The 17,177-nt window shown below is 58.0% G+C and carries 20 protein-coding genes; 16 read left to right on the forward strand and 4 right to left on the reverse strand.

What is annotated here, in order from left to right; genetic code table 11:
• Positions 1-269: 269 nt before the first annotated feature.
• Complete coding sequence (locus tag AC1P02_RS14130) at positions 270-716, reverse strand: CBS domain-containing protein (RefSeq protein ID WP_309265255.1); 447 nt, start codon at positions 714-716, stop codon at positions 270-272.
• Between the two features lie 211 nt (positions 717-927).
• Between AC1P02_RS14130 and queA the strand changes: the two genes are divergently transcribed.
• The 7 genes from queA (at position 928) to nlpI (ending at position 7,909) form a co-directional block, all read left to right on the forward strand.
• A complete protein-coding gene (gene queA / locus AC1P02_RS14135; protein WP_485182498.1) occupies positions 928-1,980 on the forward strand; it encodes a tRNA preQ1(34) S-adenosylmethionine ribosyltransferase-isomerase QueA in 1,053 nt (350 codons plus the stop codon).
• Between the two features lie 70 nt (positions 1,981-2,050).
• A complete protein-coding gene (gene tgt / locus AC1P02_RS14140) occupies positions 2,051-3,187 on the forward strand; it encodes a tRNA guanosine(34) transglycosylase Tgt (protein WP_005310380.1) in 1,137 nt (378 codons plus the stop codon).
• A 51-nt stretch (positions 3,188-3,238) separates the two neighbouring features.
• Positions 3,239-3,574, forward strand: coding sequence for a preprotein translocase subunit YajC (gene yajC, locus AC1P02_RS14145; protein WP_021139832.1), 336 nt, complete (start codon positions 3,239-3,241; stop codon positions 3,572-3,574).
• 18 nt (positions 3,575-3,592) lie between these two features.
• Positions 3,593-5,446 carry a protein translocase subunit SecD gene (gene secD, locus AC1P02_RS14150; RefSeq protein WP_011898866.1) on the forward strand — a complete coding sequence of 618 codons (1,854 nt, stop codon included), beginning with the start codon at positions 3,593-3,595 and terminating at the stop codon, positions 5,444-5,446.
• 9 nt (positions 5,447-5,455) lie between these two features.
• Positions 5,456-6,403 (forward strand): protein translocase subunit SecF, encoded by a 948-nt coding sequence (gene secF / locus AC1P02_RS14155; RefSeq protein WP_005310386.1) that lies wholly within the window; start codon positions 5,456-5,458, stop codon positions 6,401-6,403.
• A 99-nt stretch (positions 6,404-6,502) separates the two neighbouring features.
• Complete coding sequence (locus tag AC1P02_RS14160; protein WP_005310388.1) at positions 6,503-6,871, forward strand: rhodanese-like domain-containing protein; 369 nt, start codon at positions 6,503-6,505, stop codon at positions 6,869-6,871.
• Positions 6,872-6,961: 90 nt separating this feature from the next.
• Complete coding sequence (nlpI, locus tag AC1P02_RS14165; RefSeq protein ID WP_282790523.1) at positions 6,962-7,909, forward strand: lipoprotein NlpI; 948 nt, start codon at positions 6,962-6,964, stop codon at positions 7,907-7,909.
• Between the two features lie 238 nt (positions 7,910-8,147).
• Here the strand turns inward: nlpI and AC1P02_RS14170 are convergent, their stop codons facing one another.
• Together AC1P02_RS14170 and ubiU are read right to left on the reverse strand one after the other, a co-directional pair.
• Positions 8,148-9,020 carry a U32 family peptidase gene (locus AC1P02_RS14170; protein WP_485182499.1) on the reverse strand — a complete coding sequence of 291 codons (873 nt, stop codon included), beginning with the start codon at positions 9,018-9,020 and terminating at the stop codon, positions 8,148-8,150.
• Positions 9,021-9,034: 14 nt separating this feature from the next.
• The gene (gene ubiU / locus AC1P02_RS14175; protein ID WP_485182500.1) at positions 9,035-10,030 is read right to left on the reverse strand and encodes a ubiquinone anaerobic biosynthesis protein UbiU; all 996 of its coding nucleotides are present in this window, start codon (positions 10,028-10,030) and stop codon (positions 9,035-9,037) included.
• Between the two features lie 189 nt (positions 10,031-10,219).
• On the opposite strand from ubiU, the gene ubiT reads away from it, so the two are divergent.
• The gene (gene ubiT, locus AC1P02_RS14180; RefSeq protein WP_404296006.1) at positions 10,220-10,759 is read left to right on the forward strand and encodes a ubiquinone anaerobic biosynthesis accessory factor UbiT; all 540 of its coding nucleotides are present in this window, start codon (positions 10,220-10,222) and stop codon (positions 10,757-10,759) included.
• Here ubiT and AC1P02_RS14185 read toward each other — a convergent pair.
• Entirely contained in the window at positions 10,706-11,122 is a 417-nt protein-coding gene (locus tag AC1P02_RS14185) for a hypothetical protein (protein ID WP_485182501.1), read from the reverse strand. The two genes, ubiT and AC1P02_RS14185, sit on opposite strands and share 54 nt — an antisense overlap.
• Before the next feature lie 180 nt (positions 11,123-11,302).
• Between AC1P02_RS14185 and trmJ the strand changes: the two genes are divergently transcribed.
• The 8 genes from trmJ (at position 11,303) to hscA (ending at position 17,177) form a co-directional block, all read left to right on the forward strand.
• The gene (trmJ, locus tag AC1P02_RS14190) at positions 11,303-12,025 is read left to right on the forward strand and encodes a tRNA (cytosine(32)/uridine(32)-2'-O)-methyltransferase TrmJ (RefSeq protein WP_485182502.1); all 723 of its coding nucleotides are present in this window, start codon (positions 11,303-11,305) and stop codon (positions 12,023-12,025) included.
• Positions 12,026-12,118: 93 nt separating this feature from the next.
• Positions 12,119-12,622, forward strand: coding sequence for a Fe-S cluster assembly transcriptional regulator IscR (iscR, locus tag AC1P02_RS14195; protein ID WP_017411386.1), 504 nt, complete (start codon positions 12,119-12,121; stop codon positions 12,620-12,622).
• A 57-nt stretch (positions 12,623-12,679) separates the two neighbouring features.
• Complete coding sequence (locus AC1P02_RS14200) at positions 12,680-13,894, forward strand: IscS subfamily cysteine desulfurase (RefSeq protein ID WP_059112288.1); 1,215 nt, start codon at positions 12,680-12,682, stop codon at positions 13,892-13,894.
• Positions 13,895-13,935: 41 nt separating this feature from the next.
• Positions 13,936-14,319 (forward strand): Fe-S cluster assembly scaffold IscU, encoded by a 384-nt coding sequence (gene iscU, locus AC1P02_RS14205; RefSeq protein WP_005310405.1) that lies wholly within the window; start codon positions 13,936-13,938, stop codon positions 14,317-14,319.
• Between the two features lie 15 nt (positions 14,320-14,334).
• Complete coding sequence (iscA, locus tag AC1P02_RS14210; RefSeq protein WP_005310407.1) at positions 14,335-14,658, forward strand: iron-sulfur cluster assembly protein IscA; 324 nt, start codon at positions 14,335-14,337, stop codon at positions 14,656-14,658.
• Entirely contained in the window at positions 14,651-14,773 is a 123-nt protein-coding gene (locus tag AC1P02_RS14215) for a hypothetical protein (RefSeq protein WP_274519255.1), read from the forward strand. The genes iscA and AC1P02_RS14215 overlap by 8 nt, the downstream gene beginning before the upstream one ends.
• 9 nt (positions 14,774-14,782) lie before the next feature.
• Complete coding sequence (hscB, locus tag AC1P02_RS14220; RefSeq protein WP_058394705.1) at positions 14,783-15,301, forward strand: co-chaperone HscB; 519 nt, start codon at positions 14,783-14,785, stop codon at positions 15,299-15,301.
• Positions 15,302-15,329: 28 nt separating this feature from the next.
• Entirely contained in the window at positions 15,330-17,177 is a 1,848-nt protein-coding gene (hscA, locus tag AC1P02_RS14225; RefSeq protein WP_256688147.1) for a Fe-S protein assembly chaperone HscA, read from the forward strand.

A 17,177-nucleotide genomic window follows, 5' to 3' on the forward strand; every position in this document is an offset into this window, starting at 1 on the left:
AACAAGGAATGGCTATATAAACAAAAGCTTTACAGCAAAGACTAACTACGGGGTGTGCAAACTTGCAGACATATGAGAGGAAGAGGCTGGGTGCACAATCCCTCGTCTCCCCCTCGGCAACTATTGCATGGGGGAGATAATAGTGTGATGCAGATCACAAAGCAAGGTTGTGGTGTAAATTTTCAATCAAAATGAAAGTCTTTCAGCTTTAATGTCGATTTAATATGCCGAAAACGCTTTTATTGTAATTTTATTACATTATTTTTAGATCAGAAGTCGCTGGGTGGATCCTGTTCCTCCATCAGTTCGAGCAAGTTGATGGCGACCGCAATGAAATCCGACTCTGTCACTATGCCGATCAGCTTGCGCCCCTTGAGAACCGGCAGGCAGCCATATTTGTGGCGCTGCAGGTAGAGGGCCGCCTCTTTGATGCCGGCGTGAGGATCCACGCTCGCCACCTGGCGGGTCATGATCTCGTCGAGCTGGACACTGTCGGTGAATTCCGCCTCCCGCTCCGGGTTGATGAGCAGCAGTTTGGACTCGCGGGTGGCCAGGATGTCGGTGAGGGTGACCAGACCCAGCAGATGATGGTGTTCGTCGACGATGGGAATATGGCGGATCCGCTCCTGCTGCATCAGATCCATCGCCTGCTTGACGCTATTTTCCGGACCCAGAGTGAAGGGATGTTCTGTCATGATCTCGGATAAGGTCATCATGGTGGGCCTCCTTGTGTATCTGCTTTCACCCTAGCCCAGCCCCCGCAGGTAAAACATGATCAGGGTCAATACAGATCATTAAAGAATCATTAACCGGATGGATGTCGCAATATTGCTCGCTATCCCTTGTCTCTCTTGGGTTTTTGGTCTTTTGGGTTGCCTTGGAAGAGGGGGATAACTAGACTAGTCGCCGATTCCCCCGAGGTGAAAGATGCAAGTATCCGATTTTCATTTTGATCTGCCAGACGAGCTGATTGCCCGCTATCCGATGGCAGAGCGCACCGCCAGCCGCCTGTTGCAGCTCGATGGTCAAAGCGGCGCCCTGCGCCATGGTCAATTTGTGGATGTGCTGGACCAGCTCAACCCCGGCGATCTGCTGGTATTCAACAACACCCGTGTCATTCCGGCGCGCATGTTTGGCCAGAAGGCCAGCGGCGGCAAGCTGGAGGTGCTGGTGGAGCGCATCCTGGACGAACACAGCGTGCTGGCTCACGTGCGGGCCTCCAAGGCGCCCAAGCCGGGCACCCGGATGATCATGGATGGTGGGGTGGAAGCCGAGATGCGGGCCCGCCACGATGCCCTGTTCGAGATCCATTTCCTCGACCCGCGCCCCGTGCTGGAGATTTTGGAAGCCATAGGCCACATGCCGCTGCCGCCTTATATCGACAGGCCCGATGAGGACGCCGACAAGGAGCGCTACCAGACCGTTTACAATCAGAAACCGGGTGCCGTGGCGGCGCCGACCGCCGGCCTGCACTTCGATGAGCCGCTGCTGGCAAAGATCCGCGCCAAGGGGGTTGAAACGGCCTTCGTCACCCTGCATGTCGGGGCGGGGACCTTCCAGCCGGTGCGGGTGGACAAGATTGAAGATCACCACATGCACTCGGAGTATGCCGAAGTGCCGCAGGAGGTGGTGGATGCCATAGCCGCAACTCGCGCCCGGGGTGGCCGGGTGATTGCGGTGGGCACCACCTCGGTACGCTCCCTGGAGAGCGCAGCCAAGGCAAGTCTGGCCCAGGGCAAGCCGCTGGCGCCCTTTTTCAGCGACACCGACATCTTCATCTTCCCCGGCTACCAGTTTCAGGTAGTCGATGCCATGGTCACCAACTTCCATCTGCCGGAGTCGACCCTGATCATGTTGGTCAGCGCCTTCGCCGGGTACGATCACGTGATGGCGGCCTATCAGGCGGCCGTGGCCGAGCAGTACCGTTTCTTCAGCTACGGGGACGCCATGTTCGTCACCCGTCGCCGGGTGGTGGCATAAGCCTCGCCCTTTATACCGGGCCTTCGGGCTCTCTATTGTCAGACTGTTTCTCTGACGCAACGAGGTAGCAATGAAATTTGAACTGAAAACCACCGACGGCCGTGCCCGTCGCGGTCAACTGGTCTTCGAACGTGGCACTGTGCAGACTCCCGCCTTCATGCCGGTCGGTACCTATGGCACCGTCAAGGGGATGACCCCGGAAGAAGTACGCGAGACCGGCGCCGAGATCCTGCTTGGCAACACCTTCCACCTCTGGCTGCGGCCGGGGCAGGAAGTGATGCGCGCCCACGGCGATCTGCACGACTTCATGAACTGGCAGGGCCCGATCCTGACCGACTCGGGTGGTTTCCAGGTGTTCAGCCTGGGGCACATTCGCAAGATCACCGAGGCGGGCGTGCACTTCCGTCACCCCATCAATGGCGAGAAGATCTTCCTGGACCCCGAGAAATCCATGGAGATCCAGTACGATCTGGGTTCCGATATCGTGATGATCTTCGACGAGTGCACCCCGTACCCGGCCACTTACGAAGAAGCGCGCAAGTCCATGGAGATGTCCCTGCGCTGGGGCAAGCGCTCCCGCGACAAGTTTGATGCTTTGGGCAACAAGAACGCCCTGTTCGGTATCATTCAGGGTTCCGTGTATGAAGAGTTGCGGGATGTGTCCCTCAACGGCCTGCTGGAGATCGGCTTCGACGGTTATGCGGTTGGCGGTCTGGCGGTGGGTGAGCCGAAGGAAGACATGCACAGGATCCTCGAGCACGTCTGCCCGAAAATTCCGGCTGACAAGCCGCGTTACCTGATGGGCGTGGGCAAACCGGAAGATCTGGTGGAAGGGGTGCGCCGTGGAGTCGACATGTTCGACTGCGTGATGCCGACCCGCAATGCCCGCAATGGCCATCTGTTCACCACGGATGGGGTGGTCAAGATCCGCAACGCCAAGTATCGCAGTGACACCAGTACCCTGGATGCGGACTGCGATTGCTACACCTGCAAGAACTACACCCGCAGCTATCTGTATCATCTGGACAAGTGCAACGAGATCCTCGGTGCCCGTCTGAACACCATTCACAACCTGCGTTATTACCAGCGTGTGATGCAGGGTTTGCGGGACGCGATCGAGCAGGGTAAATTAGACGACTTTGTAACTGAGTTTTACCGTCGGCAAGGGAAGCCTGTGCCTCCGTTAGCTGAAAATGACGTGAAATAACAACGACATATAAGTTAGTTATCAAATCTACATCAAATAAGAGGTTGTTAAATGAGCATTATCTCCAAGGCGTATGCAGAAGGCGCAGTTCCGGGTGCACAGGGTGGTGGTATGGAAATGATCATCATGCTGGCCGTGTTCGGTCTTATTTTCTACTTCATGATCTATCGTCCCCAGGCCAAGCGCGCCAAGGATCACCGCAACCTGATGAGCTCCCTGGCCAAGGGTGATGAAGTACTCACCTCAGGTGGCCTGGTTGGCAAGATCGCCAAAGTGTCCGCCGATAGCGAATATATTGTGCTGTCCCTGAACGATCAGACCCAGGTCACCATCAAGCGTGACTTCGTCTCTGCCGTACTGCCCAAGGGTTCTATCCAGTCCCTTTAATCTCCTGAGGAGCACAGCGTGTTAAATCGCTATCCGCTGTGGAAATACCTGATGGTGGTCTTCGTGATCGCCATCGGTTTTCTATATGCAGCCCCCAATCTTTACGGCGAAGACCCAGCCTTGCAGATTTCTGCCAGCCGTGGTGCCGAAGTCAAGTTAGAGACGCTTGATCAAGTGAAGGAGACGCTCGAGGCGGCTCAGATCCCGGTCAAACATGCTGCGTTCGAGCACGGCTTCATTCTGATCCGCTTCAAGAACACTGAAGATCAGCTCAAGGCGCGTGATGTCGTTGCCAGCAAGCTTGGCGATAATTTCATTACTGCCCTTAACCTGGCGCCTTCTACCCCCGCCTGGCTTGAAGCCATCGGTGCGGCCCCCCTGAAGCTGGGTCTTGACCTGCGTGGCGGTGTGCACTTTCTGATGGAAGTGGACATGGCGGAAGCACTGACCAAGCAGCAAGAGCAGATGGTGCAGGATTTTCGCACCGAGCTGCGTACCCAGAAGATCCGTTACTCCGGCGTACGTCGGGTCGGTGATCAGGTACAGGTTCTGTTCCGTGATGAAGCGGATCAAGCTAAGGCTGTGTCTCACCTGCGTCGCCAGAATCCGGATTTGACCTTCACCACAGAGCAGAAGGGGGATGAGTTCATCCTGCTGGCTGGTTTGAGTGAAGCCAAAATCAAGGAAGTGAAAAAGTACGCCCTCGAGCAGAACATCACCATCATCCGCAACCGGGTGAATGAACTGGGGGTGGCTGAGCCGCTGGTACAACAGCAAGGTGCCGAGCGCATCGTGGTGGAACTGCCCGGTATTCAGGATACGGCCCGTGCCAAGGAGATCCTGGGTGCGACCGCGACCCTGGAATTCCATATGGTCGATGAAACGGCCGATATTCAGGCCGCGGCCGACGGCCGTGTACCGCCGAGTTCCAAGGTGTACAACGACCGCAACGGTCGCCCCGTTGTGCTGCAAAAGCGGGTGATCCTGACCGGTGACCACATAGTGGGTGCCCAGTCCGGTTTCGATGAGTACAGCCGTCCCCAGGTCAACATCAAGCTTGATGGCCAGGGTGGCAACAAGATGGCCAACTTTACCAAGGACAACGTCGGTAAAGGCATGGCCACCGTCTTCATTGAATACAAGCCTGTCGGTCAACCGGGTCCGGATGGCAAGCGCAAGTTCCGCAAACAGGAAGAGGTGATCAACGTCGCCACTATCCAGTCGCGCCTTGGCAGCCAGTTCCGCATCACGGGTATCGACAATGCCAACGAAGCCCACAACCTGGCGCTGCTGTTGCGTGCCGGTGCCCTCATTGCACCCATCCAGATCGTTGAAGAGCGGACCATTGGCCCAAGCCTGGGTCAGCAGAACATCGACAGCGGTATGGAAGCCATCGGCTGGGCCATGCTGGTTATTGTGCTGTTCATGGGGATCTACTACCGCGCGTTCGGCTGGGTGGCCAATCTGGCGCTCACCATGAACCTGGTACTGATCGTCGGTATCATGTCCATGATCCCCGGAGCCACCATGACACTGCCGGGCATTGCCGGTATCGTCTTGACGCTGGGGATGGCGGTGGATGCCAACGTGTTGATCTATGAGCGTATTCGGGAAGAGATCCGCAACGGTCGCGGGGTACAGCAGGCCATTCATCTGGGCTTTGATCGTGCATTCTCGACCATCGCTGACTCCAACGTCACCTCGCTCATCACCTGTGTGATCCTGTTCGGTATCGGCACTGGCGCCATCAAGGGCTTCGCCCTGACGCTGGGTATCGGTCTGAGTGCTTCCATGTTTACTGCCATCACAGTATCCCGCGCCATTATCAACCTGGGCTGGGGTGGACGGCGCATCGACAAGCTGCCGATCTAAGGAAGAGACATGTTTCAGATTCTACATTTTGAAAAACCTATCCCGTTTATGCGCTATGCCAAGCCGGGTGTGGTTTTCTCTGCCCTGCTGATGGTGATCTCCCTGTTCTTCCTGTTCGATCGGGGTCTGAACTGGGGGCTGGACTTTACCGGTGGTACCACTATCGAGGTGGGGTTCCAGCAATCGGTGAGCCTGGACAAGATCCACGAGGTGCTGGATGAGCAGAAGATTGAAGGGGCAACCCTGCAACACTTCGGCTCCAGTCGCGACGTGCTGTTTCGCCTGACCCCGAAAGAGGGGGTCAAGGTGGAGCAGCAGGGTAATGAAGTGCTGGCGGCCGCCAAGCGGCTTGATCAGGGTGCCGTGCTCAAGCGCGTCGAGTTTGTTGGCCCCTCAGTGGGTGACGAACTGGCAACAGACGGTGCGATGGCCATGCTGGCCTCCATCATCTGTATCCTGATCTACGTGGCAGTGCGCTTCGAATGGCGTCTGGCATTGGGGGGCATTATTTCCCTGGTGCACGACGTGGTCATCACCCTTGGCGTGTTTGCCTACTTCCAGTACGAGTTCGATTTGACCGTGCTGGCGGCACTGATGACCCTGGTGGGTTACTCCTTGAACGACACCATAGTGGTGTTTGACCGCTTGCGGGAGAACTTCCGCAAGGTGCGCAAGGGGGATACCGAGTACATCCTGGATCTCTCCATGACAGAGACTCTGAGCCGGACCATCATCACCTCGGGTCTGACGTTCGTGGTGGTGCTGGCGCTGCTGCTCAAGGGCGGTCCGCTGATCCACGGTTTCTCGGTCGCCATGGTGATCGGGGTGGCCTTCGGCACCTACTCATCCATCTATGTGGCGAGTGCCTTCGCCATGTTCCTCGGGGTCAAGCGGGAGCACATGCTGCCGACCCAGGTGGAAAAAGAGGGCGCGGATCAGCAAGAAATCCTGCCGTAATTGACAAGGGCGCCGCGAGGCGCCCTTTCTCTTATGGGCCGGGTGAGTCATTATGCTCCCCATCATCGATCTCCTATTACTCAAGGCAAGGAGCAAGCCATGCAACATAATCCCCGTTTTCTGGCCCTGGTCGAGGCTATTCGCACCCAGGTGAAAGAGACTGACGTGCACCAGATAAAGCGCTGGCAGGATGAGGGGCGAGCCTTCCACCTGATCGACGTGCGGGAAGAGAGCGAATGGGCCAGAGGTCACCTGCCAGGGGCTGCCTACCTCGGTCGTGGTGTGATTGAACGGGATATCGAGACCCGCTATCCGGATCCGCAGACTGAACTCTATCTCTATTGTGGTGGGGGGTTCCGCTCCATCCTGGTGGCGGAAAATCTGCAAAAAATGGGTTATAGCCGGATTGTCAGTGTCGATGGCGGTTTTCGGGGCTGGTGTGATGCCGGATACCCTGTCGAATCCTGATTTATTTGAGGGAGAGGGGAACCGCCACATGACAAAGTGTCGGTGGACCTTTACCATATGCGGGGTCAAGCGTAAGCGTCGGAGTGTTCATTGAACGTCAGGAAAGGGATTGGATACCTCCTTGGTGTCCTGTTGTTGCTCCCCATGTGGGGTTGCAGCAGTAGCAGTCAGGTTAAAGCGCCTCAAGTTCCTAAGCCGCAACCCGCTTCACTGGTATTGGCGACCCCCCTGCAGGTCTCTTACCAGAGCGAGTTGGCGTTGGCGCGACTCGGTCAGATGCTCGGTGAGATGGAATTGACCACTGAGCAGCGTGCCGAACTGTTTTATGAGCGTGCCGTGGTGTTTGATCGGGTCGGTTTGCGTTCCCTGGCGAGGCTGGATTTCAACCGTGCCTTGCGGGAGAAACCGGATTTTGCCGAGGCCTATAATTTCATCGGCGTCTATCTGGTGCAGCAGCAGAATTATGACGAAGCTTACGAGGCATTTGATTCCGCCCTCGAACTGGCTCCCGACTATGACTATGCCTATCTCAACCGCGGGATCGCACTCTATTACGGTAATCGCCCCGAGCTGGCCGCCGCCGACATGAAACGCTTCTATGAAGCGCAGCCGGAAGACCCGTATCGGGTGATGTGGCTCTATCTGGCTGAGCAGAAGCTCAATGCGCCGGCTGCCATGAGCCGGATGCGCGAGCGTCTCAACAAGTATGATGACGACGCCTGGAACTGGGATCTGGTTCGCCTCTATACCGGTGAGCTCAATGCCACCCAGTTGATGGGCAATGTGGTGAAAGGAGTGAAGGATAACCGGGAGCTCGCCGAGCGCCTGTGTGAAACTTACTTCTATCTGGGCAAGTTTGAACTGGCCAAGGGCAACCGCAAGGAAGCCATCAGCTACTTCAAGCTGGCGCTCGCCAACAACGTGTATGACTTCATCGAGCACAGATACGCCCTGCTGGAGCTGGAGCTGATGGCGCGCAAACCCTTGCCGCCGGGCGCCCAGAGCTCACAGGGCAAGAGCAGCAAGCAGGCCTCCTGATTTGCCTGTGTCTGCGATGTAAAAAAGGCCTCTTGATGAGGCCTTTTTGCTGTCTGTGTGCTGGTATTGCTACGGCGTTACTCCATCAGGGCTCATGCCGGGGATATTTGACACCAGCCGCCGTGGCCGCCGCGCCCAGATCCGGCATTGGTGCTGTGTTATTCCACCAGATTCATGCCAGGGATATTTGATACCAGCAGCCGTGGCCGCCGCGCTCAGGTCCGGCATTGGTGCTGTGTCATTCCACCAGACTCATGCCAGGGATCTGGCGCCAGTAACCGTTGCAGTCCCGCTCCTGTTGCAGGGGCAGAGGGGCCTGCCCCTGCTGGTTGGCCTTGAAGCGAGCCAACATCTCAAGAGTGTCCAGTCCCTCCGGGGAGAGGCGCACCACGTCCACCAAACCGTCCATGCCGCTGATCTCGTTGCCCAGGTTGTAACAATAACCCGACTGGGTCTGGATACCGTTGAGATTGAACACCTTCTGCCCCTCGCGGCTGTTGGCCAGCCGGCCTGTGGGGTAGTGGATGCAGGCGAGTTCGCAGTTGTCCTTGGGCTTGTCGAGAGAGCGGGCGGTGAAGCAGCGCGCCGAGTAGGCGAGCGGCAGGTGGCCGTAGGCGAACACCTCCACTTCGAACTGCTGGCGAGCGCTGCCCAGATCCTGATTGAGCTGCACCAACCAGTCGCGCGACAGCTCCACCGGCATCACCCAGCGTGTCATCCCCTGTTTGAGCAGCATGCGCAGCACGTCGGCGTTGTAGGCATTGATGGCCGGGCCGCAGACAAACGGGATCCCCGCCTCCCTGGCAAGTTGCACAGTGCCGAGATCGTTGGCCTCGACCATGAGATCGCCATTGTCGACCAGCCGTTTCACCTCCTTGAGCTCGGAGGGGGCCGAGATCAGCGCCAGGGTGGAGAGCACCACCTGCTTGCCCGAGGTCGCTACCTGGCGGGCGAGGGCGATCCAGTCATCTACTTTCAGTTCGCGGCGCTTGCTGCAGACGGTTTCTCCCAGATAGATGATGTCCGCCTGGCTCTGTGCCGCGGCGTCGTAAAAGGCCTGGGTGTCGGCCTTGGGCCAGTAGAAGAGCAGAGGCCCGAGAGAGAATTGCATGTGGTTGAGCTCCTTTATTGCCACTGACGATGATAGGCACCCAGGGTAGTCTGACTCCCCTCGGAGACGCGGGCGAGCTGGGCATCCCACTCGGCTTTGACGCTGTAGGCCTCGGGATTGGCCTGGTAGGCGTCGATGGCTGCGCGCCAGACCCGGGTGACCTGCTCCACGTAGGCGGGGCTGCGCTGGCGCCCCTCGATCTTGACCGACTGGATCCCAGTCTGGAACAGTTCTGGCAAGAGCCCCAGCGTGTTGAGGCTGGTCGGCTCCTCCAGGGCATGGTATGTCTGGCCATCCACCTCGAAGCGGCCCTTGCACAGGGTCGGGTAACCGGCATTTTCACCCGATCCGTAACGGTCGATCAGCACCTCGTTGAGGCGGGATTCGAGGCCCAGTGGCGTCTCTTCCCAGCGCACGAACTTGGCCGGGGAGCAGGCACCGACCGTGTTGGGGCTCTCCCCTGTCATGTAGGAGGATAGGTAGCAGCGGCCCTCCGCCATGATGCAGAGGCTGCCGAAGGCGAACACTTCCAGGCCGACATCGGTCTCGCGGGCCAGCTGCCGGACCTGGTGCATGGAGAGCACCCGTGGCAAGACCACCCGGCCGACGTTGAAATGCTGCTGATAGAAGCGGATGGCGGCGGCATTGGTGGCACTGGCTTGCACAGAAACGTGCAGCTCCATATCCGGATAATGGCGGCTGGCGTAATCGAGCACGGCGAGATCGGCGATGATCAGCGCATCTGCACCCAGGGCAACCCCCCTGTCTACTGCCTGTTTCCATCTGGTATCGGAGCCCGGGTGGGCGAAGGTATTGATGGCGATGTGCAGCTTGCGGCCATGTTGATGCACGTAGTCCACCGCCTTTTCCAGCTTGCTGTCGGTGAAGTTGAGACCGGCAAAGTGGCGGGCATTGGTGTCATCCTTGAAGCCGATATAAACCGCATCGGCCCCGTTATCCACGGCTGTTTTCAGTGCCGGCAAGCTGCCTGCCGGACAGAGTAATTCCATCGGGTACGCTCCGAGAGGGGAAAAATGCAAAAGTGGCCCGATTGTATTCATCGATGCCTTCCCACTTTTTGACCTGAGGCAGCTTTGTGTGGCTTTACCCTTCTTGAGGTAAGTCGGCACAAGTTTGATTTCCAACAGGATCCAGAGTGCAACCCTGTGCTTGAATGCGTAAAAACTTGGGAGTTCATCGTGTTTCAACAACTGCAACGTCGTCTGGTCGAACAGGCCCCCCGCTTTTTGCGTCACCCCCTCAAACTGGTGCCTTTCACCCTGCAGCAGAACCTGATGGAGCGCCTGCTGGCGCGGGTGTTCAAGGAGGCCATCCAGGATGGTGACTTCGCGTTTCTGGCCGGAAAATGGCTGAAAGTCGAGGTATCGGATCTCGAGCTTTGCTGGTTTATCAGCGAACAGGATGGAAAGCTGGTGGTGGCACGCCATTGCGATCATGCGGATGTCTGTTTCAGCGGTACCACCAACGACCTCATCCTGATCGCTGGTCGCAAAGAGGATCCTGATTCCCTTTTCTTTCAGCGCAAGCTGAAGATTGAGGGGGATACCGAGCTGGGATTGGAGGTGAAGAACCTGATGGACAGCCTGGATCTGGACGGTTTGCCGAGGCTGATGCGCTATCCCCTGATGGATCTCGCCACCTTTATCGAAGGGGCGCGCGCCCTGTCAGCGCAGGAGTCGCACCCTGCGCCGACGGGTGGGATCCCGTCTCAAGTGTGAAGCCAGGCCAGCGGCATGGTGGCGGTAGTGACTGCGCACCCACAGGCAGCGGCATGCCCAGGCACAAGGAAGCAAGGCCACCAGGGCCATGGCATTGGGGAGGTGAGAGAGCAGCAACCCCAGCGCCAGCCAGATAAAGGGCTGGGCCTCGTAGAGCCATTCCGGCTGGAACCAGCGCTTGGTCGGAAAGATGACCAGGTCGGTACGCCGATAGCTGGAGCGCATCATCCAGCTCGCCGCACCGGCCACAAACAGCAAGGCACCTGCCAGCCAGAGCAAAGGAGAGTCGGTGAGCACGATCATGCCGACCGCCGTCAACAGATAGCAGGCAGGCAACTTCTCATAAAGCCAGCGTGGGCACATGTCGCTTCCATTCGTTTCCTTCACCATCCTCCAAGTTTAGCCAGCCGTCTTGGTTGGCTAATGATGCTTTGTTCTACAAAATGACGGTTTTGTTGTGAAATGGGACGCCATTTACGGTGCCAAAATAGCGATTGGCTATGTTACAATTGCGCGCCATTTTTGACTGAAGATTGACTGGGCATGTTGGATCAGATTCGTATCGTTTTGGTAAACACCTCTCACACAGGCAACATGGGATCCGCGGCGCGCGCCATGAAGACCATGGGGCTGACCCGGTTGGTGTTGGTTGATCCGCAAACCTTGCCAGATGACAACGCTCATGCGCTGGCTGCAGGTGCCAGTGACGTGCTCGCCAATGCCCGTATCGTATCGACACTGGATGAAGCCATTGCTGACTGCGGCCTGGTCATCGGCACCAGTGCCCGTTCCCGCACCCTGAGCTGGCCCATGCTGGATCCCCGTGAAGCAGGTGAAAAAGCCGTGGGGGAGGGGATGAAACATCCGGTTGCCCTGGTGTTTGGCCGTGAACGTACCGGCCTGACCAACGATGAGCTGCAGAAATGCCACTACCATGTGGCCATTCCGGCCAATCCGGAATACAGCTCCCTCAATCTGGCCATGGCGGTACAGACTATCTGCTATGAAGTGCGGATGTGCTGGCTGCAGGAGCAGGCTCCCGAGGTGGAGAGCGAGGCGGATTATCCCAGCGCCCATCAGCTGGAAGGCTTTTATCAGCATCTGGAGCAGACTCTGCTCAAAACAGGCTTCATTGCCGACGACCACCCGGGTCAGGTGATGAGCAAGCTGCGACGCCTGTTCAATCGGGCCCGTCCGGAAGCGATAGAGCTCAATATTTTGCGCGGCATTCTGACCTCGATCCAGAAGCTAAAGCCGCAGGATTAAACCCGACTGTATTACTCAACCATATACTTGACTGTTTTAGTCGGGTATGTGACCATGTGCCCATATTGATTGGTTCGCAAGACGGTAAGGCATATGAGACTGACCTCAAAAGGACGTTACGCTGTGACTGCCATGCTCGACGTGGCGTTGCATGCAGAGCAGGGGCCCGTGCCCCTGGCTGATATTTCGGAGCGCCAGGGCATCTCCTTGTCCTATCTCGAGCAACTGTTTGCCCGCCTGCGCAAGCATGGTCTGGTGAGCAGTGTGCGTGGTCCGGGCGGTGGTTATCGCCTCGGTCTGGCCCCTGATGCTATCTCTGTCGGTCAGGTGATCACTGCAGTCGACGAGTCGGTTGATGCCACCAAGTGTCTCGGCAAAGGCGGCTGCCACGGCGGCACCCAATGTCTCACTCACTCCCTGTGGCGTGATCTCAGCGAGCGTATTTCCAGCTTCTTGGGGGATATCACCCTGGCTGAGCTGGTGGGTCAGGCGGACGTGCGCCGGATTGCCGGCAAGCAAGATGAACAAATGAAAACCGTGTTGTCCCTGGTTGATCGGGTAGAACACGGCGATGTGAGCTTGAAAGTCCAACTATAAACAAACGTGCTTTCCACAGCCGGTCGATGTGTGACCCTGGCTGTAACGGAGAAAAACATGAAACTGCCTATTTACCTTGATTATTCGGCAACCTGTCCGGTGGACCCGCGTGTCGCAGAAAAAATGATGCAGTGTCTCACCATGGATGGCCTGTTCGGCAATCCAGCTTCCCGTTCCCACCGCTTTGGCTGGCAAGCCGAAGAGGCGGTAGACCTGGCCCGTAATCAAGTGGCAGAGCTGATCGGTGCAGACCCGCGCGAGATCGTCTTTACCTCCGGCGCGACCGAATCCAACAACCTGGCCATCAAGGGCGTTGCCCATTTTTATGCTGGCAAGGGCAAGCACATCATCACCTCCAAGACAGAGCACAAGGCAGTACTCGATACTTGTCGCCAGCTGGAGCGTGAAGGCTATGAGGTGACTTACCTCGAGCCGATGCCGAACGGCCTGTTCACCCTGGAGCAGATCGAAGGCGCCCTGCGCGATGACACCATTTTGGTGAGCATCATGCACGTCAACAACGAAATTGGCGTGGTGCAAAACATTGCCGCCATCGGCGAGCTGTGCCGCTCCCGCAAGATCTTGCTGCACGTGGACGCAGTCCAGAGCGTGGGCAAGATCCCGGTGGATGTGGAAGCGCTGAAAGTTGACCTGCTCTCTGTTTCTGCGCACAAGGTATACGGCCCGAAAGGGATCGGTGCCCTGTTTGTGCGTCGCAAGCCCCGCGTTCGTCTGGAAGCCCAGATGCACGGTGGTGGCCACGAACGTGGCATGCGTTCAGGCACACTGCCGACTCACCAGATCGTTGGCATGGGTGAAGCTTTCCGTATCGCCAAAGAAGAGATGGCGAGCGAAGGCCAGCACATCATGGCCCTGCGTCAGCGTCTGTGGGATGGCATCAAGGATATTGAAGCCGTCTACATCAACGGTGACCTGGAACAGCGTGTACCGGGCAACCTCAACGTCAGCTTCGCTTATGTGGAAGGGGAATCCCTGATCATGGCGCTGAAAGATCTGGCGGTCTCTTCCGGTTCGGCCTGTACCTCGGCCAGCCTGGAGCCCTCCTATGTGCTGCGCGCGCTGGGCCTGAACGACGAGCTGGCGCACAGCTCCATCCGTTTCAGCCTGGGTCGCTTTACCACAGAAGAAGAGATTGATTACGCAATCAAGCTTATCCGTGACTCCATCGGTCGTCTGCGCGAGATGTCTCCCCTGTGGGAGATGTACAAAGACGGCGTCGATCTGAACACGGTCGAATGGGCTCATCACTGATCCATCGGGTCTGTGATCAACGGAATTAGCAGGAGTTAGATATGGCTTACAGTGAAAAAGTAATCGACCACTACGAGAATCCCCGCAACGTAGGTGGCTTCGACAAGAACGATCCCAACATAGCGACCGGTATGGTTGGTGCTCCGGCGTGTGGCGACGTGATGAAGCTGCAACTGAAGATCAGCGACGACGGCATCATCGAAGACGCCAAGTTCAAGACCTATGGCTGTGGCTCCGCCATTGCCTCCAGCTCCCTCGTGACCGAGTGGGTCAAGGGCAAGACCCTGGACGAAGCCGCCGGCATCAAGAACACTGACATCGCCGAAGAGCTGGCTCTGCCACCGGTGAAGATCCACTGCTCCATTCTGGCTGAGGATGCCATCAAGGCCGCCATCGCCGATTACAAGCAGAAGAAAGGTCTCTAAGGTCAGGAGAGCAGTATGGCCATTACCATGACAGATGCCGCAGCGGCACGGGTTTCCTCTTTTCTGACCAACCGGGGCAAGGGCATAGGCCTTCGCCTCGGCGTCAAGACCACCGGCTGTTCGGGTCTTGCCTATGTGCTCGAGTTTGTCGATGAGCTGGCGGATGAAGATCAGGTGTTTGAGCAGAACGGTGTCAGAATCATCGTCGATGCCAAGAGCCTGATCCATCTGGATGGCACCGAACTGGACTTCGTCAAGGAAGGCCTCAATGAGGGCTTCCAGTTCAATAACCCCAACGCCAAGGGCGAGTGTGGTTGCGGCGAAAGTTTCAGTGTCTGACAGGTTTGACATACATGATGTACTGCCGGTTGAACTGGTCGAAAACGACCAGTTCAACAACACCCGGTTCAGCGTTTTTGGCGAGCTTGGTGGCGGTGAAAACGTCTGTGTCTAAGAGGTTTGCATGAATCATTTCGAGCTGTTTGGGCTGGTTGAAGGCTTCGAGCTCGATACCCGTCAGCTGGCGGACACCTACCGTCAGTTGCAAACCCAGTTCCACCCCGATCGTTTTGCCACGGCGCCCGAGCGGGAACAACTGGTTGCGGTGCAACGAGCCGCCCAGATCAACGATGCCTACACCACCCTCAAGACGCCCCTGCGCCGAGCCGAGTATCTGCTCTCCCTGCGAGGCACCGATATTCGTGGCGAGCAGCAAACCCTGCAAGACACCAGCTTCCTGATGCAACAACTTGAGTGGCGAGAGCGCCTGGCCGACTTGAAAGGGGAAGCAGACCCTGAGGGGGCCATCAAGGATTTTCGCCAGGAAATAGGGCATGATCACCAGCTGTTGATGCAACAGCTGACACTGACTCTTGCCGCTGGTGATGATCTGATCGCGGCTGATTGCGTCCGCAAACTCAAGTTTGTCGACAAGCTCCTCGAAGAGCTGGAACGATTCGAAGACTCACTGTTCGAGTCTTGATCCTTTAACGCTGGAATTTTGATTACCCATGGCATTACTGCAAATCGCCGAGCCCGGCCAGAGCGCCGCACCTCATCAGCATAAACGTGCCGTTGGCATCGATCTTGGCACCACCAATTCTCTGGTCGCGGCAGTGCGCAGCGGCCACGCCGATACCCTCTGCGATGAGCAGGGGCGGGATCTGCTGCCCTCCGTGGTGCACTATCAGGTTGATGCTATTCGTGTCGGCTTTGACGCCAAGCGTGAAGCCTCACTCGATCCTCACAACACCATCGTCTCCGCCAAGCGGATGATGGGCAAGGCCCTGGCCGACATTGATACTCGCCAGCAGCCTTACCAGTTTGTGGCCGCCGATAACGGCATGCCCCAGCTGCAGACCCGTCAGGGGCTGGTCAACCCGGTACAGGTTTCAGCCGAAATTCTGAAGAAACTGGCAGAGCGTGGTGCGGCCGCACTGGGTGGCGAGCTGGATGGCGTTGTCATTACAGTGCCCGCCTATTTTGATGATGCCCAGCGTCAGGGTACCAAGGACGCGGCCCGTCTGGCCGGTCTGCACGTACTGCGCCTGCTCAACGAACCCACTGCCGCCGCGATTGCCTACGGCCTCGACTCCGGTCAGGAAGGGGTGATAGCAGTGTATGATCTCGGCGGCGGGACCTTTGATATCTCCATCCTTCGTCTGCACCGCGGTGTGTTTGAAGTGATGGCTACCGGTGGTGACTCGGCGCTGGGGGGCGATGATTTCGATCACCTGCTGGCGGACTGGATCAAGGCACAAGCCGGCCTTGAAGGTCAGCTGGATGCCAGCACCCAGCGCGAGTTGCTGGATGTGGCCGCCGCCGTCAAACACGGCCTGACCGATGCCGATCTGGTGTCCTGTGCCTTTGCCGGTTGGCAGGGGGAGGTGAGCCGTCACCTGTTTGAGGAACTAATCACTCCGCTGGTCAAGCGTACCTTGCTGGCCTGTCGCCGCGCCCTGCGTGATGCGGGGCTGGAGCAGGTGGAAGTGCTGGAGGTGGTGATGGTCGGTGGCTCTACCCGGGTGCCGCTGGTACGCGAGCGAGTGGGGGAATTCTTCCAGCGCACGCCGCTGACCAGTATCGACCCGGACAAGGTAGTCGCCATTGGCGCCGCCATCCAGGCCGATATCCTGGTGGGCAACAAGCCTGATGCCGAGATGCTGCTGCTGGACGTGATCCCGCTTTCCCTTGGCCTTGAGACCATGGGTGGCCTCGCCGAGAAGGTGATTCCGCGCAATACCACGATTCCGGTGGCCCGCGCCCAGGAGTTCACCACCTTCAAGGATGGCCAGACCGCGATGGCAATCCACGTGGTGCAAGGGGAGCGTGAACTGGTAGCCGATTGCCGCTCTCTGGCCCGTTTCACCCTCACAGGGATCCCCCCCATGGCGGCGGGCGCCGCCCACATTCGCGTCACCTTCCAGGTGGATGCGGATGGTCTGCTGTCGGTCAGTGCCATGGAGAAATCCTCCGGCGTGCAGGCCGAGATCCAGGTCAAGCCTTCCTACGGGCTGGGGGAGGAGGACATTCTCACCATGCTGAGTGCCTCCATCGCCAACGCCCAGCAAGACATGGATGCCCGCATGCTGGCAGAGCAGCAGGTGGAGGCCGACCGAGTGGTCGAAAGCCTCAATGCTGCCCTGGCCGCCGATGGCGATGCGCTGCTGAGCACCGCCGAGCGCGCTGCCATCGACAGTGCGATCACCCATCTGCTGTCCGTGCGCGCCGCAGGGACAACCAATCAAATTAAAGATGCCATCGAGGCGGCGGACGCTGTCAGTGGTGAATTTGCAGCCCGCCGGATGGACGCCTCCATCCGCAAGGTGCTGACCGGACAAAACGTCAACAAGGTGTGA

This window comes from Aeromonas sp. TS_SC_11 (assembly GCF_057318915.1).

Excerpts from the sequence above, each read along its gene's own strand:
- ubiU (WP_485182500.1), bottom strand. The coding sequence starts at position 10,030 with ATGGAATTACTCTGTCCGGCAGGCAGCTTGCCGGCACTGAAAACAGCC.
- hscA (WP_256688147.1), top strand. The coding sequence starts at position 15,330 with ATGGCATTACTGCAAATCGCCGAGCCCGGCCAGAGCGCCGCACCTCAT.
- iscR (WP_017411386.1), top strand. The coding sequence starts at position 12,119 with ATGAGACTGACCTCAAAAGGACGTTACGCTGTGACTGCCATGCTCGAC.
- queA (WP_485182498.1), top strand. The coding sequence starts at position 928 with ATGCAAGTATCCGATTTTCATTTTGATCTGCCAGACGAGCTGATTGCC.
- AC1P02_RS14130 (WP_309265255.1), bottom strand. The coding sequence starts at position 716 with ATGATGACCTTATCCGAGATCATGACAGAACATCCCTTCACTCTGGGT.
- iscU (WP_005310405.1), top strand. The coding sequence starts at position 13,936 with ATGGCTTACAGTGAAAAAGTAATCGACCACTACGAGAATCCCCGCAAC.
- hscB (WP_058394705.1), top strand. The coding sequence starts at position 14,783 with ATGAATCATTTCGAGCTGTTTGGGCTGGTTGAAGGCTTCGAGCTCGAT.
- iscA (WP_005310407.1), top strand. The coding sequence starts at position 14,335 with ATGGCCATTACCATGACAGATGCCGCAGCGGCACGGGTTTCCTCTTTT.
- AC1P02_RS14200 (WP_059112288.1), top strand. The coding sequence starts at position 12,680 with ATGAAACTGCCTATTTACCTTGATTATTCGGCAACCTGTCCGGTGGAC.
- secF (WP_005310386.1), top strand. The coding sequence starts at position 5,456 with ATGTTTCAGATTCTACATTTTGAAAAACCTATCCCGTTTATGCGCTAT.
- AC1P02_RS14185 (WP_485182501.1), bottom strand. The coding sequence starts at position 11,122 with ATGTGCCCACGCTGGCTTTATGAGAAGTTGCCTGCCTGCTATCTGTTG.
- AC1P02_RS14170 (WP_485182499.1), bottom strand. The coding sequence starts at position 9,020 with ATGCAATTCTCTCTCGGGCCTCTGCTCTTCTACTGGCCCAAGGCCGAC.
- tgt (WP_005310380.1), top strand. The coding sequence starts at position 2,051 with ATGAAATTTGAACTGAAAACCACCGACGGCCGTGCCCGTCGCGGTCAA.
- yajC (WP_021139832.1), top strand. The coding sequence starts at position 3,239 with ATGAGCATTATCTCCAAGGCGTATGCAGAAGGCGCAGTTCCGGGTGCA.
- trmJ (WP_485182502.1), top strand. The coding sequence starts at position 11,303 with ATGTTGGATCAGATTCGTATCGTTTTGGTAAACACCTCTCACACAGGC.
- AC1P02_RS14160 (WP_005310388.1), top strand. The coding sequence starts at position 6,503 with ATGCAACATAATCCCCGTTTTCTGGCCCTGGTCGAGGCTATTCGCACC.